The organism is Cellulosimicrobium sp. SJTW-1 (assembly GCF_047716875.1).
Lineage (GTDB): Bacteria > Actinomycetota > Actinomycetes > Actinomycetales > Cellulomonadaceae > Cellulosimicrobium > Cellulosimicrobium funkei.
Map to the genome: position 1 here is coordinate 169,296 of NZ_CP136680.1, position 13,353 is coordinate 182,648.

Here is a 13,353-nt window from a genome sequence, read left to right on the forward strand (position 1 = left end):
GTGGAAGCCGCCCCGAGGCGGTTCACCCGACGACGACGGAGGACCCGTGCCCTACCGCGAGACCCCGGCGACGCGCGCCGCCCGCGAGCGCAAGCGCGACGCCCTGCTCGACGCAGCGCGGACGATCGTCGCCGAGCACGGGTTCGCCGGCGCGAGCGTGCAGGCGCTCGCGGCGCGCGCCGGGGTGAGCACCGGCGGCGTCTACTCCTACTTCCCGACCAAGGCCGACCTGCTCGTCGCGGTGTTCCGCCAGGCGGCCGACGTCGAGCTCGACGCGGTGCGCGCGGCCGCCGCCGCGCGCCCGGACGACCCGCCCGGCGGCGGCACCGCGGCGCGCCTCGGCCGCGCCGTCGACACGTTCGCGCGGCGCGCGCTGCGCGGCCCGACGCTCGCGTGGGCGCTCCTGCTCGAGCCCGTCGACCCGGCCGTGGACGCCGCGCGGCTCGAGTACCGCCGGGCGTACGCGACGACGTTCGCGGACGTCGTGCGCGACGGCGTCGCAGCGGGCCAGATCCCCGACCAGGACGTCGCAGTCGTCGCGACCGCGCTCGTCGGGGCGATCGGCGAGTCGCTCACCGGTCCGCTGTCGCCGCTCGCCGCGGCCCGCGACGGCGGGTCCACGGGCCCGGCGCCGATCCCCGGCGAGCGGGACGCCGTCGTCGCCACGATCCAGCGCTTCTGCCTGGGTGCCGTCGGCGCCCGGGCGGTGGCGCCCGCTCCCGCCTGACCTGCCCGCCCGACCCACCCGCCTGACCCGACCGTCCGGGCCGCACCCGAGCACCGCCGCACCGACCCCGAGCCACCCGCAGAGCCGCAGGAGGACACCGTGACCCCGACCGACACCCGCAGCGACACCCCCACCCGGACCGCCAGCGCCACCGGGACCGCAGGCGTCACCGACGCCGCGACCGCCGTCCCGCACCCGGCCCCGCGCACGACCCACCGCGTGACCAACCAGCCGCCGGAGCGCGAGGGGGTCAACGAGTACCTCGACCACCCCGTGCTGCGCGAGGCGGTGCACGCGTACGGCGGGGCGTGGGGCGAGGACCGGCTCGTCGAGGTCGGCGCGCTCGTCGGGACGGGGGACTTCCAGCGCACGGCCGAGCTCGCGAACGTCCACGAGCCCGTGCTGCGCACGCACGACCGCCGGGGCCACCGCATCGACGAGGTGGAGTACCACCCGGCGTACCACGAGGTGATCGGGGCGGCCGTCGCGCACGGCGCGCACACGAGCGCGTGGGCGGAGCCCGGGCCGGGGGCGAACGTCGTGCGGGGTGCGGTCTTCTCGCTGTTCGCGCAGGTCGAGCCGGGCCACGCGTGCCCGGTCTCCATGACGCACGCGGCGGTGCCCTCGCTGCGGCACGCGCCGTCGCTCGCCGCCATGTGGGAGCCGCGCCTGCTCTCCCGCGGGTACGACGGCGCCCTCGCGGCCCCGGGCAGCAAGCCCGGCGTGCTCGTCGGGATGGCGATGACGGAGAAGCAGGGCGGCTCGGACGTGCGCGCGAACGCGACGACGGCCGTGCCCGCCGGGGCGGACGGCGCCTACCTGCTGACCGGGCACAAGTGGTTCTGCTCGGCGCCGATGTCCGACGCGTTCCTCGTGCTCGCGCAGGTCCCGGGCGGGACCGCGCGCGGCGGGGACGCCGCGCCCTCGTGCTTCCTCGTGCCGCGCGTGCTGGAGGACGGCACGCGCAACGTGTTCCGCATCCAGCGACTCAAGGAGAAGCTGGGCAACCGGTCGAACGCGTCGTCGGAGATCGAGCTCGACGGCACCGTCGGGTTCCTCGTCGGGGAGCCGGGCCGCGGCGTGCGGACGATCATCGAGATGGTGTCGCGCACGCGGCTCGACTGCGTGCACGGCTCGGCCGCGGGCATGCGCCAGGCGGTCACCGAGGCGCTGTGGCACGCGCGGCACCGCAGCGCGTTCGGCGCGGCGCTCGTGGACCAGCCCGCGATGACCGCGGTGCTCGCCGACCTCGCGCTCGAGTCCGAGGCCGCGACGCTCACGTCGGTGCGCCTCGCCGCCGCGCACGACGGCGAGTCCGAGCACGACCGCGCGTTCCGCCGCCTCGCGACCGCCGTGAGCAAGTACTGGGTGTGCAAGCGCGGGCCGCACCACGCGTACGAGGCGATGGAGTGCCTGGGCGGCAACGGCTACACGGAGGCGTTCCCGCTCGCCCGTCGCTACCGCGAGCAGCCGGTCATGGCGATCTGGGAGGGGTCGGGCAACGTCATCGCGCTCGACGTGCTCCGCGCGATGGGCCGCGAGCCCGCGTCCGTCGCGGCGTTCGAGGCGGAGCTCGCCACGACGGCGGGCGCGCACCCCGTCCTCGACGCGCACGTCGCGCGCACGCGCCGTCTGCTCGCGGAGGTCGCGGGGGCCGACGCCGGGGCGCAGCAGGCGCAGGCGCGTCGCGTCGTGGAGTCGCTCGCCCTAGCCCTCCAGGCGTCGCTCGTGGTGCGGCACGCGCCGTCGGGCACGGCCGACGCGTTCGTCGCCGCGCGGCTCGGCGAGGACCGCGGCCACGGGTACGGCGTCCTGCCGCGAGGCACCGACGCGCACGCGATCCTCGCGCGGCACACGCACCTCGGGATCGCCCCGGGCCGGTGAGCGGACCCCGCCCGCGCGACGCCGGCCCGTGCCCGGGTCGCGCCGGGTCGGGTCGTGCGGCGCCGGGTGGCGCCGCGTCCGGTCGGTCGGTCGGGCGGTGTCGGTCGCCGAGGCTACTGTCGCGCGCATGGATGTCAGCCTCCGGGAGCTCGCGGACCGGGACCTGGACCGCGTCTACGCCTGGGAGCGCGACCCCGCCGCCGTCGCGCTGGCGGCCTTCACGCGCCCTGATCCCGCCGACCGCGAGGCGTTCGACCGGCACTACGCGCGGATCCGCAGCGACCCGACGTGCACGGTCCTCGCCGTCGAGCACGACGGCGAGCTCGTCGCCACGATCGGGAGCTTCACGATGGACGGCGAGCGCGAGGTGACCTACTGGGTCGACCCCGCGCGCTGGGGGCAGGGGATCGCGTCGGCCGCGCTCGCGGCGTTCCTCGCCGTCGAGCGCGAGCGTCCGCTCGTGGCGCGCGTCGCGGCGCACAATCCGGGCTCCGCGCGGGTGCTGGCCCGCGCGGGGTTCGTCGAAGTGGGGAGCGAGACCTCGTACGCCGCGGGCGTGGGTGCGGACGTCGTCGAGCAGGTCTACCGCCTCGCCGGGTGAGGAGGAGCGGGTGCCTGGTCGGCTGTGGGTGCCTCGCCGTACCGTCCGCGCCATGGACCGAGAGACCTTCTGGGGCATCGTCGAGACGGCACGCGAGCGGGCGGGCGCGGGTGCCGACGACCGCGGTGCCGAGGACGACCCGCTGCCCGGCGCCCTCACCGACCTCCTCGTCGAGCGCCTCACCGCGGACGAGATGCTGGCGTTCGTCGACGTGGCAGGGGACTTGGCGAACGACGCCTACGCCTGGCCGGTGTGGGGTGCGGCCTACCTCGTCGAGGGTGGGTGCAGCGACGACGGGTTCATGGACTTCCGCGACGGGCTCGTCCTCGCGGGCCGAGAGACGTTCGAGCGCACCCTGGCCGACCCGGACACGCTCGCCGACCATCCGGTCGTCGCCGCGATGGCCGACGGCGGGTCGCCTTGGTTCGGGTTCGAGTCGCTCGACTCGCTCGTGGGGGACGCGTGGTCCCGCGCGACCGGCGAGGACGACGAGGCGTACTACGCGGCGCGCGAGCGGACGTCGTCGGTGCGGGCGCGCAGCGAGCCCGCCGGCGAGCCGTGGGACTTCGACGACGACGAGGAGAACGCGCGCCGCCTCCCGCGGCTCACCGCCCTGTTCGCCGTGTGACGGGACGGTCCGCCCCCGGGGAACCGGGGGCGGACCGGGTCACACGCGCCAGGCGAACAGGCCCGTCGGGTCGTACGCCGCGCGCACCGACGCGAGGCGTGCCGCGGTCTCGGGCGACCAGGCCCGGGCGAGCGCGTCGTCCGTCCAGGGCCCGGGCAGGAAGTTGATGTTCGTCTCCGTCGCGGCCCACGGCTGCGACCCCTGCGCGAACGAGGCCGCGGCGGCGACCATGTCCGGCAGCCGCGGCGGGTTGACGCCCACGAGGCTCAGCAGGAACCCGGCGGTGCGGCCGCCCGCGGCGGACCCGCCCTCGACGTCGCGCGCCCCGGCGCCGCCGACGTGCCGCAGCTCGGCCGCGACGAACGGCGACCCGCTGCCCGGCCCGAGCTCGGCGAGGAACCGGTCGAGGAACTCCCCGTCCACTTCCCGCAGGCCCGCGCCGTAGACCCACGACGGCCCGGCGTCCTCCGGGTCCGCGTGGATCGTCGCGACGGCCGTCACGGGCAGCTCGCCCACCGTGTCGGCGAGGGCGGGCGCGAGCGCCCGCAGCGGCGCGGCGAGGCGCTCGCCCTCCGCGGGGTCGCCCGGGTAGGCGAAGCGCAGGGCGAGCACCGTGCGGCCGCGCAGGTGCTCCGGGACGAACGGCAGGTCCGGGAGGGCGAGCACCGCGACCGAGGTCGTGACGTCGTCGGGCGCGGTCGCGGTCCACGCCGCCCAGCCGCGCAGGACCTCCTCGACGTGCGGGGCGTCGAACGTGAGGGAGCCCGCGTACAGCGTGCGCAGCGGCACGAGCGCGAGGTCGAGCCGCGTCACGACGCCGAGCCCGCCCTTGCCGCCACGCAGCGCCCAGAACAGGTCCGGCTCGGTGTCCGGGCCCGCCTCGACGACCGACCCGTCGGCGAGCACGACCCGGAACCCGCGCACCCGGTCCGACGTCAGGCCGTGGCTGCGCGTCAGGGGCCCGTACCCGCCGCCGAGCGTGTACCCGACGACCCCGACGGACGTCGACGAGCCCGTGACGGGCGCGAGCCCGTGCTCTGCCGCCGCGTCGACGACCGCGCTCCAGCGCGTCCCGGCACCGATGCGCGCGACGCGCGACGCCGGGTCGACCTCGACGCCCGCGAGGCCGCTCGTCCCGAGGACGACGCCGTCCGTGATCGGCGACGACTCGCCGTGGCCCGTCGCGTGCGACCGCACGGGCAGCCCGTGGTGGGCCGCGAACCGCACGGCCTCCACGACGTCGGCCTCCGTCTCCGCGAGCACCGCGACGTCGGGGTCGTGCGCGACGAGCGTGCTGTGCGCGGCGACGGCCTCCGCGGCGGTCGGGCCGCCGTCGGGCAGGTCGCCCCGCGCGAGGACGCGACCCGAGACGCGGTCCCGCAGCGCGGCGACGTCGGTGGGCGAGAGCGTGGTGGAGGCGGTCATGGTGCTGGTCCCCTTCGTCGGTGTGCGCGCTGCACGGCCGGAGGTGCGGTCAGGTCACTTGGACGACGACGCGCGGGCACGGTCTGTGACATGCCCGAGGGGTAGGGAGGGCGCCGCCTCAGGTTCGTGGCGTCCCGGCCAGCGGCAGCCAGTCGAGGACGTCCTGGATGGTGCGGTCCCAGAAGCCCCACTCGTGCGTCCCGGGCGAGAACTCCGACCGCAGCGCCACGCCGGACTCATCGGCCACCCGCTCGAACGCCCGGTTGCCGTCGACGAGGAAGTCCTCCGTCCCGCACGCGAGGAACAGCTCGGGGAGGTCGGCCGTGCGGCCCTCGGCCGCGGCGCGCCGCAGCAGGGCGAGCAGGTCGTCGTCCGACCCGGCGATCTCGCGGTCGCCGAACACGCGCTCGATGTCCGGCAGGCGCCGCTCGCGGTACGACTCGTCGGCGAGGTCGAGCACGCCGGACAGGCTCGCCGCCGCCGCGAACCGCTCGGGGTGCCGCAGGGCCCAGCGGAACGCGCCGTACCCGCCCATCGACAGCCCCGCGACGAACGTGTCCTCGCGGCGCGTCGACACGCGGAAGAACTGGTCGACGAGGCTCGGCAGCTCCTCGGACAGGAACGTCCAGTAGCGGTGCCCGTGCACCTCGTCGGCGTAGAAGCTGCGCTCCACGCGCGGCATGACGACGGCCAGCCCGCGGTCGGCGACGTACCGCTCGATCGACGTCCGGCGCGTCCAGATCGTCTCGTCGTCGCTCATGCCGTGGAGCAGGTAGAGCACCGGGGCGCCCTCGGCGCGGGCGCTCGCCGACCCGGCCATGCCGATCTGGGTCGTCGTGGCCTGGGGGAGCACGACGGTCATCGACGTGCTCACCTCGAGCACGTCGGAGTAGAAGCTGCAGCGGACGAGAGCCACGGGTCGCCTCCCGGCGGGGTCGGACGGGCCGCCGGCGGTCCGCGGCGGCGGACCCAGTCTGCCCTCCGGACGGGCGGCGGCCGCTCAGCCGCGCAGCGCGTCCAGGAGGCGCTGCACGGACGACCCCAGACCCCAGCGCTCGCCGAGCTCGGCGAGCGCGTCCGGGTCGGCCGGGGCGGTGGGCAGCGCGTCGTCGACGTCGCCCAGCGGGGCGTCGGGCGCGACGCGCACGACGAGCGGGGCGACCTCCAGGTACGGGGCCGCCTCGGTCAGCCGGCGCCGCTGGGTCGCCGTCAGACCCGGGTCGCCCGCGTCGCGCGCCGCGAGCACGCCCGCGAGGTCGCCGTACCTCTCGAGGAGGGCGACCGCCGTCTTCTCGCCGATGCCCGGGACGCCCGGCAGGCCGTCGCTCGGGTCGCCGCGCAGCACCGCCATGTCCGCGTAGGCCGCCCCCGTCGCGACGCCGTACCGCTCGCGCAGGCGCGCCTGGTCGACGACGTCGAGGTTCTTCACGCCCTTCGTCGGGTAGAGCACGCGCACGCCCGCGGCGTCGTCGACGAGCTGGAACAGGTCGCGGTCGCCCGTGACGACCTCGACCGCCGCCCGGCCCGACGGGTCCGGCGTCGCGCCCGCCGCCGCACGGCGCGCGACCTCGCGAGCGGTGAGGGTGCCGATGACGTCGTCCGCCTCGTAGCCCGCCGCGCCGACGCGCGCGATGCCGAGCGCCGCGAGCACGTCGACGATGACCGGCACCTGCGCGACGAGCTTCTCGGGGACCTCCTCGACGCCCGTCGTGCCCGGGACGACCTCCGCGACGCGGTGCGCCTTGTACGAGGGGATCGCCTCGACCCGGAAGGCCGGCCGCCAGTCCACGTCCCAGCACGCGACGAGGCGCGTCGGACGACGGTCCGTGACGAGCGTCGCGATCATGTCGAGCAGGCCGCGCACCGCGTTGACGGGCGTGCCGTCCGGCGCCTTGATCGAGTCCGGCACCCCGAAGAACGCCCGGAAGTACAGGCTCGCGGTGTCGAGGAGCAGGAGCTCCCCGCCCGGCGCGGTGCTGGTCGAGGGGGCGTCGTCGTCCGTGCTCGGGCTCATGGCCTCATCCTGCCGCACCCCACCGACGCGCCGCCCGTGGGCGCGGTGCGGCACGCCGCCGACCCTGCTGTCGCCGTCCCTCCCCGTGCGCGGTTCACTGGTGCCGGAGGTGAGCGTCATGTCCACGACGACACGACGGGGTGCCGGTGCGGTCCTGGCTCTCGCGGTGCTCCTGCTCCTGGGAGCCTGCGCGGCCGGGCCGAACCTGGAGGCGAACCCCGGCGGCTACGGCTTCTGGTGGGGTCTGTGGCAGGGGACGATCCTGCCGGTCACGTTCATCGTGTCCCTCTTCACGGACACGGTGAGCATCTACGAGGTCGACAACAACGGGAACTGGTACGACGTCGGGTTCGTCCTGGGCATCGCGCTCTTCTCGGGGCCCGTCGTCGCGCTGCGCGGGCGACGGTCCTGACGGGTGGCGGTCAGCCCTCGACCGGCTGCGGGCCGACGTCCTCACGCCGCCAGCGCACGGTCCGCAGGACGACGGGAGTGCGCGGCGAGAGCGGCGCTCAGCTCCCCGCGGTCTCCGTGAGCGACCGTGCGACGCGGGCGAGGGCGCCCGGGACGAGCGAGTAGTACGCCCAGCGGCCGCGCTGCTCGCGGCTCAGCAGACCGGCGTCGACCAGGATCTTGAGGTGGTGGCTGACGGTCGGCTGGGAGAGGCCGACCGGCCCGGTGAGGTCGCACACGCACGCCTCGTGCCCCTCCTGGGCGGCGACGATCGCGAGGAGCTGGACCCGCGTCGGGTCCGCCAGGGCCTTGAAGGTGCGCGCGAGCTCGCGCGCGGCATCGGGGTCTGCCGCCCCGGTGGCGGCCGGGCCGCAGCAGCCGGGTGCGCCGCGCGGGGGCGCCAGGGGCAGCGTGGCCGTCGTCATGCGGCCATCCTGCCACACATTGACACTCATCGATGGGTGGTCCACGATGCTCGCATCGATAAACTTCAATACGAGGAGTGCTCATGGTCGAGGTGGGGCGGGACGAGCTCCCGGTCGTGGTGATCGGTGCAGGTCCGGTGGGTCTGGCGGCGGCGGCGCACCTGCTGGAGCGCGGGCTGGAGACGATCGTGCTCGAGGCCGGCGACGGGCCGGGTGCGGCCGTGGCGTCGTGGGGCCACGTGCGGTTGTTCTCGCCGTGGCGCTACGACGTCGACGCCGCCGCGCGGCGCCTGCTGGAGGCGACGGGGTGGGTGGAGCCGGATCCGGACGCGCTGCCCACCGGCGGGGAGCTCGTGGGGCGCTACCTGGCTCCGCTGGCCGCGACGCCGCAGCTCGCGCCCCGACTGCGTACCGGCACGCGAGTGGTGTCGGTCGCCCGCGACGGTGCGGACAAGACACGCTCCCTCGGCCGGGAGCGGCGCGGGTACCGGGTGCGGACGGTGGACGGTGGCGGCACGGTGACCGACGTGCTGGCCCGCGCGGTGATCGACGCGTCGGGGACGTTCTCGAGGTCGAACCCGCTGGGGGTCTCGGGTCTTCCGGCCGTGGGCGAGGAGGAGTCGGCTGCGTTCGTCACCGGACCTCTCCCGGACGTGCTCGGCACCCGGCGCGACCGGTTCGCAGGCAGGGACACCCTCGTCGTCGGGATGGGCCACTCCGCGGCGAACACGCTCCTGAACCTCGTCGAGCTCTCCGAGTCCGAGCCGGGCACCACGATCACGTGGGCGATCCGCGGTGGTTCCGCGCGTCGCCTCTTCGGCGGTGGAGCCGACGACGAGCTCCCTGCGCGAGGCCTGCTCGGCACGCGCCTGCGGGCCGCCGTGGAGGCTGGGCGGCTGACGCTGCTCACGCGCGTCTCGATCGAACGCCTCGTCCCCGGTGCCGGAACCGTCCAGGTGCTGGGGACCGTGCGCGACGGGGCGCTGAGCCTCGAGGTGCACCAGATCGTCGACGCGACCGGCTTCCGGCCGGACCTGGACATGCTGCGCGAGGTGCGCCTCGACCTGGACCCGGTCGTGGAGGCACCTGCGGCGCTCGCTCCGCTCATCGACCCGAACCAGCACTCCTGCGGCACCGTGCCGCCGCACGGCGAGCAGGTGCTGTCCCACCCGGACGACGGGTTCTACCTCGCAGGCATGAAGTCCTACGGGCGTGCGCCGACGTTCCTGCTCGCCACGGGCTACGAGCAGGTGCGCTCGATCGCGGCGGCGCTGGCAGGGGACCGGGCTGCGGCCGACGCGGTCGAGCTGGCCCTCCCCGCGACCGGGGTCTGCTCGACCGACCTCGCTCTGGAGGCGGACGGCGCGGGGGCGAGCGGGTCGTGCTGCGGCACCGCGCCGGCGGCGCCGCAGCCGGTCACCCTCGGGGTCGGGGCACCGGCCGGGGTCGGGTTCGCGACCGGCGTCGTGCACGGCCGCTCGGGCGACGCAGACCACCCGTGAGCGACAGGCCTCGCGTCGCTCCTGTGCGGGACCGGCGCTCGGCCGACCCCTCAGCTCTGCGAGAGGCGGACCGGGGCGACACCGAGCTCGTCGAGCAGGGTCAGCACGCGCCTGCGGATCTCGTCGCGGATCGGGCGCACGGACTCGATGTTCTGCCCGGCGGGGTCGGCCAGGGCCCAGTCCTCGTAGCGCTTGCCGGGGAAGATCGGGCACGCGTCGCCGCAGCCCATGGTGATCACGACGTCGGACGCCTGGACCGCGTCCGTCGTGAGGACCTTGGGCTGCTCGGCGCGGAGGTCGATGCCCTCCTCGAGCATGGCCTCGACGGCGACGGGGTTGACCTGGTCGGCCGGGGCGGACCCGGCAGAGCGGACCTCCACGGCGCCGCCGGACAGGGCGCGCAGGTACCCGGCGGCCATCTGGGAGCGGCCGGCGTTGTGGACGCAGACGAACAGGGCGGACGGCTTCGAAGCGGTGTCGGTCATGGTGGTCTCCGGTGGCTCAGGGTGCGGGCAGGTCGAGGTCGGGCAGGAGCTCGGCGAGCAGTGCGCGCACGCGGGTGTCGAGCTCGTCGCGGATCGCGGCGACCCCGGCCGGGGAGGCCAGGGCCGGGTCGCCCACGAGCCAGTCCTCGTACCGGGTGTTGGGCAGGACCGGGCACACGTCGCCGCAGCCCATCGTGATCACGACGTCGGCTGCGCGGACCGCGTCGTCGGTCAACGGCTTGGGGTAGGCCTCGCCCTCGGTGGTGCCGAACGCGGCGAGCTCGGGTCGCACGGCGGGGTGCACGTCCGATGCCGGCGTCGAGCCGGCCGAGCGCACGACGACCCGGTCGCCGGCGTAGCGGCGGACCAGGGCGGCGGCGAGCTGGGAGCGCCCGGCGTTGGCGACGCAGACGAACAGCACCTGCGGGCGTGCGCCGGCCTCGCGGGTGAGGTCGGCCAGGCGCTGGCGGGCGAACCGGTCGGTCAGGGTGAGCAGGTGCGCGGACACCGTGGCCGAGCGGGCCAGCGCCGTGTAGGACTCGCGCACGGTGGCCAGCACCACGCCCGCCGCGAGGTCGGGGTGGCGGGCGGTGAGGTCGGTCGCGAGGTGGTCGAGGGCGGCATCGACGTCCTGCAGGCCCGTGAGCTCGTGCGGGGCGACGAGCGCCTCGAGCGCGGCCGGGGCGAACGACTCCAGCAGGGTGGACACCGCGGCCTTGTACCCGGGCGTGATGCGGTACCAGACCCAGGTGCCGCGCCGCTCCGAGGCCAGCACGCCGACGTCGCGCAGCACCTTCAGGTGGTGCGACACGGTCGGCTGGGACACGTCCGTCAGGGCGGCGAGGTCGCACACGCACGCCTCCCCGGTCGGCGAGGTCGCCACGAACGACAGCATCCGCAGCCGCAGCGGCTCGGCGAGGGCCTTGAGCGCGACCGCGACCGCGCCCGCGACCTCGGCCCCGATCGCGTGCGCGTCGACCTGCGGCGTGCAGTCGGGGTCACGGACGGTCAAGGGCAGGCTGCGAGCGGTCATGACCGCACCTCTTCCGGCTCGGGTGCCCGATCCGCCGCGGCGTAGGGGTCGACGGCGAACCAGCGGCGCGCGACCCACAGCGAGACGTAGACGAGACCGACCAGGACGGGGACCTCGATGAGCGGGCCGACGACGCCCGCCAGGGCCTGTCCCGAGGTGGCGCCGAAGGTGCCGATCGCGACGGCGATCGCGAGCTCGAAGTTGTTGCCCGCCGCGGTGAACGCCAGCGTCGTGGTGCGCGCGTAGCCGAGCGCGAGCGTCTTGCCGGCGACGATGCCGATGCCCCACATGGCCGCGAAGTACACCAGCAGCGGCAGGGCGATCCGGGCGACGTCGAGCGGGTGGGAGGTGACGGCCTCGCCCTGCAGGGCGAACAGCAGCACGATCGTGAACAGCAGCCCGTACAACGCCCAGGGTCCGATCACCGGGAGGAACCGGTCCTCGTACCAGGCGCGGCCCTGGGCGCGCTCCCCGACCAGACGCGAGACGAACCCGGCGGCCAGCGGGACGCCGAGGAACACGAGCACGTTGAGCGCGATCTGCCCCACCGACACGTCCAGGCCCTGGGTGTCCAGGCCCAGCCACGCGGGCAGCACCGTGAGGTAGAAGTAGCCGAGCAACGAGAAGGCGACGACCTGGAACACGGAGTTGATCGCGACCAGCACCGCCGCGGCCTCCCGGTCCCCGCACGCCAGGTCGTTCCAGATCACGACCATGGCGATGCACCGGGCCAGACCGACGACGATCAGCCCGGTGCGGTACTCGGGCAGGTCCGGCAGGAAGGCCCACGCCAGGGCGAACATCAGCGCCGGCCCGATCAACCAGTTCAGGACCAGCGAGGACGCCAGGAGCCGCTTGTCGCCGGTGACCGCACCCACCCGCTCGTAGCGGACCTTGGCCAACACCGGGTACATCATCACCAGCAGGCCGACGGCGATCGGGAGGGAGATCCCGCCGACCTCCAGCGCGGCGAGCGCGTCGGACACGGCGGGGACGAACCTGCCGAGGGCCAGGCCGACGAGCATCGCCAGCCCGATCCACAGCGGCAGCCACCGGTCGAGCGCCGACAGCCGCGCCCGCGGTGCCGTGCCGGGGGTGCTCACGGGAGTGCCGGACCGTCGGGGGCAGCGATCCGGAGGCACCGTGGTTGCATCGACATGCTTCTATATTGACAGGTCTCGATGCAGGTGCCAAGCGTCCCTCCTGCGCGGGAGCGGCTCGCTCAGTTCTCGGAGCACCCTGCGCCGTGGCACTGGCATGCTCGTGCCGTGACCGACCACGTCCTCCGCCCCGCCCGCCCCGACGACACGGACGCGCTGGTCGGCGTCTGGCGGCGCGCCGTCGAGGCGACCCACGACTTCCTCGGCCCCGACGACGTGCGCGAGCTGGAGTCCGCCGTCCGGGACGAGTACCTGGGCGCCGTCGACCTCACCGTCGCGGAGGTCGACGGCCGGGTGGCGGGGTTTGCCGGGACGGTCGGGCACCGGGTCGAGATGCTGTTCGTGGACCCCGCGCTGCACGGGCGCGGGATCGGCCGCGCGCTGCTCGACGCGGTCGGGCGCGGTCACCCGGTCGTCGAGCTCGACGTCAACGAGCAGAACCCGGGCGCGCTGGGCTTCTACCGGGCGCTCGGGTTCGAGGTGACCGGGCGGTCGGAGACGGACGACCAGGGCCGCCCGTTCCCGCTGCTGCACCTGCGCCGTGAGGCCTGACGCCGCGCGACCGATGAGCCGACGGCCTGCGGCCGGTCGACCCTGGGGAGAGCGGGCACCGGCCCGCGCGACCTCAGGAGGAGACATGCTCGACACGGCGTTCAGCGGGTTCTCGGTCGACGACGTCGACGCGGCGCGGCGGTTCTACGCCGACGACCTCGGCCTCACCGTCAGCGGGGACGACATGCTCTGGCTCGAGATCGGCGGCGGTGCGCGCGTGCTCGTCTACCCGAAGGGCGAGGCCCACGCCCCGGCGTCGTTCACGGTGCTGAACTTCCCGGTCGCCGACGTGCCGGGCACGGTCGCGGCGCTCCGCGAGCGCGGCGTGGAGTTCGAGCGCTACGCGGGCACGCCCGTCGAGACGGACGACGACTTCGTCTTCCGCGGCGGCGGCCCGCTCATCGCGTGGTTCACCGACCCGGCGGGCAACGTGCTGTCGATCATCCAGGACGACGACGCCTGACGCG

15 protein-coding genes are annotated in these 13,353 nt (G+C 75.4%); 8 read left to right on the forward strand and 7 right to left on the reverse strand.

Translation table 11 applies throughout. The features are described from left to right. The first annotated feature begins 46 nt into the window (after window positions 1-46). The 4 genes from RSE42_RS00855 to RSE42_RS00870 all read left to right on the forward strand — a co-directional run bounded on the left by RSE42_RS00855 (window position 47) and on the right by RSE42_RS00870 (window position 3,840). Window positions 47-727: a TetR/AcrR family transcriptional regulator gene (locus RSE42_RS00855; RefSeq protein ID WP_415297645.1), complete on the forward strand. Its 681-nt coding sequence runs from the start codon at window positions 47-49 to the stop codon at window positions 725-727. Window positions 728-946: 219 nt separating this feature from the next. After that, complete coding sequence (locus RSE42_RS00860) at window positions 947-2,611, forward strand: acyl-CoA dehydrogenase family protein (RefSeq protein ID WP_415298807.1); 1,665 nt, start codon at window positions 947-949, stop codon at window positions 2,609-2,611. A 127-nt stretch (window positions 2,612-2,738) separates the two neighbouring features. Beyond that, window positions 2,739-3,212, forward strand: coding sequence for a GNAT family N-acetyltransferase (locus RSE42_RS00865; RefSeq protein WP_061268423.1), 474 nt, complete (start codon window positions 2,739-2,741; stop codon window positions 3,210-3,212). Window positions 3,213-3,264: 52 nt separating this feature from the next. Beyond that, on the forward strand, window positions 3,265-3,840 hold the full coding sequence (locus RSE42_RS00870; protein ID WP_415297646.1) for a DUF4240 domain-containing protein: 576 nt from the start codon (window positions 3,265-3,267) through the stop codon (window positions 3,838-3,840). Window positions 3,841-3,879: 39 nt separating this feature from the next. Here RSE42_RS00870 and RSE42_RS00875 read toward each other — a convergent pair whose 3' ends face one another. From RSE42_RS00875 to RSE42_RS00885, 3 genes are all read right to left on the reverse strand, one after another. Beyond that, window positions 3,880-5,265 (reverse strand): FAD-binding oxidoreductase, encoded by a 1,386-nt coding sequence (locus RSE42_RS00875; protein WP_415297647.1) that lies wholly within the window; start codon window positions 5,263-5,265, stop codon window positions 3,880-3,882. Window positions 5,266-5,383: 118 nt separating this feature from the next. Next, entirely contained in the window at window positions 5,384-6,181 is a 798-nt protein-coding gene (locus RSE42_RS00880) for an alpha/beta hydrolase (protein WP_021482104.1), read from the reverse strand. A gap of 84 nt (window positions 6,182-6,265) precedes the next feature. Beyond that, the gene (locus RSE42_RS00885) at window positions 6,266-7,279 is read right to left on the reverse strand and encodes a 5'-3' exonuclease (RefSeq protein ID WP_415297648.1); all 1,014 of its coding nucleotides are present in this window, start codon (window positions 7,277-7,279) and stop codon (window positions 6,266-6,268) included. A gap of 118 nt (window positions 7,280-7,397) precedes the next feature. On the opposite strand from RSE42_RS00885, the gene RSE42_RS00890 reads away from it, so the two are divergent. Then, the gene (locus tag RSE42_RS00890) at window positions 7,398-7,691 is read left to right on the forward strand and encodes a hypothetical protein (protein ID WP_034656008.1); all 294 of its coding nucleotides are present in this window, start codon (window positions 7,398-7,400) and stop codon (window positions 7,689-7,691) included. Window positions 7,692-7,788: 97 nt separating this feature from the next. Here RSE42_RS00890 and RSE42_RS00895 read toward each other — a convergent pair whose 3' ends face one another. Beyond that, the gene (locus RSE42_RS00895) at window positions 7,789-8,154 is read right to left on the reverse strand and encodes an ArsR/SmtB family transcription factor (protein WP_415297649.1); all 366 of its coding nucleotides are present in this window, start codon (window positions 8,152-8,154) and stop codon (window positions 7,789-7,791) included. A gap of 83 nt (window positions 8,155-8,237) precedes the next feature. On the opposite strand from RSE42_RS00895, the gene RSE42_RS00900 reads away from it, so the two are divergent. Then, entirely contained in the window at window positions 8,238-9,656 is a 1,419-nt protein-coding gene (locus RSE42_RS00900) for an FAD-dependent oxidoreductase (RefSeq protein ID WP_415297650.1), read from the forward strand. A 50-nt stretch (window positions 9,657-9,706) separates the two neighbouring features. Here the strand turns inward: RSE42_RS00900 and RSE42_RS00905 are convergent, their stop codons facing one another. The 3 genes from RSE42_RS00905 to arsB are packed head-to-tail and all read right to left on the reverse strand — an operon-like array spanning window position 9,707 to window position 12,277. Further along, window positions 9,707-10,141 (reverse strand): arsenate reductase ArsC, encoded by a 435-nt coding sequence (locus RSE42_RS00905; RefSeq protein ID WP_043656420.1) that lies wholly within the window; start codon window positions 10,139-10,141, stop codon window positions 9,707-9,709. A gap of 16 nt (window positions 10,142-10,157) precedes the next feature. After that, a complete protein-coding gene (locus tag RSE42_RS00910) occupies window positions 10,158-11,174 on the reverse strand; it encodes a metalloregulator ArsR/SmtB family transcription factor (RefSeq protein WP_043656424.1) in 1,017 nt (338 codons plus the stop codon). Beyond that, the gene (gene arsB, locus RSE42_RS00915) at window positions 11,171-12,277 is read right to left on the reverse strand and encodes an ACR3 family arsenite efflux transporter (protein WP_415297651.1); all 1,107 of its coding nucleotides are present in this window, start codon (window positions 12,275-12,277) and stop codon (window positions 11,171-11,173) included. The genes RSE42_RS00910 and arsB overlap by 4 nt, the downstream gene beginning before the upstream one ends. Before the next feature lie 165 nt (window positions 12,278-12,442). Between arsB and RSE42_RS00920 the strand changes: the two genes are divergently transcribed. Next, window positions 12,443-12,886 (forward strand): acetyltransferase, encoded by a 444-nt coding sequence (locus RSE42_RS00920; protein WP_043656429.1) that lies wholly within the window; start codon window positions 12,443-12,445, stop codon window positions 12,884-12,886. An 85-nt stretch (window positions 12,887-12,971) separates the two neighbouring features. After that, window positions 12,972-13,349: a VOC family protein gene (locus RSE42_RS00925; protein ID WP_409141194.1), complete on the forward strand. Its 378-nt coding sequence runs from the start codon at window positions 12,972-12,974 to the stop codon at window positions 13,347-13,349. Window positions 13,350-13,353 lie beyond the last annotated feature (4 nt).

Excerpts from the sequence above, each read along its gene's own strand:
- RSE42_RS00865 (WP_061268423.1), top strand. The coding sequence starts at position 2,739 with ATGGATGTCAGCCTCCGGGAGCTCGCGGACCGGGACCTGGACCGCGTC.
- RSE42_RS00870 (WP_415297646.1), top strand. The coding sequence starts at position 3,265 with ATGGACCGAGAGACCTTCTGGGGCATCGTCGAGACGGCACGCGAGCGG.
- RSE42_RS00875 (WP_415297647.1), bottom strand. The coding sequence starts at position 5,265 with ATGACCGCCTCCACCACGCTCTCGCCCACCGACGTCGCCGCGCTGCGG.
- RSE42_RS00885 (WP_415297648.1), bottom strand. The coding sequence starts at position 7,279 with ATGAGCCCGAGCACGGACGACGACGCCCCCTCGACCAGCACCGCGCCG.
- RSE42_RS00890 (WP_034656008.1), top strand. The coding sequence starts at position 7,398 with ATGTCCACGACGACACGACGGGGTGCCGGTGCGGTCCTGGCTCTCGCG.
- RSE42_RS00895 (WP_415297649.1), bottom strand. The coding sequence starts at position 8,154 with ATGACGACGGCCACGCTGCCCCTGGCGCCCCCGCGCGGCGCACCCGGC.
- RSE42_RS00900 (WP_415297650.1), top strand. The coding sequence starts at position 8,238 with ATGGTCGAGGTGGGGCGGGACGAGCTCCCGGTCGTGGTGATCGGTGCA.
- RSE42_RS00905 (WP_043656420.1), bottom strand. The coding sequence starts at position 10,141 with ATGACCGACACCGCTTCGAAGCCGTCCGCCCTGTTCGTCTGCGTCCAC.
- RSE42_RS00910 (WP_043656424.1), bottom strand. The coding sequence starts at position 11,174 with ATGACCGCTCGCAGCCTGCCCTTGACCGTCCGTGACCCCGACTGCACG.
- RSE42_RS00925 (WP_409141194.1), top strand. The coding sequence starts at position 12,972 with ATGCTCGACACGGCGTTCAGCGGGTTCTCGGTCGACGACGTCGACGCG.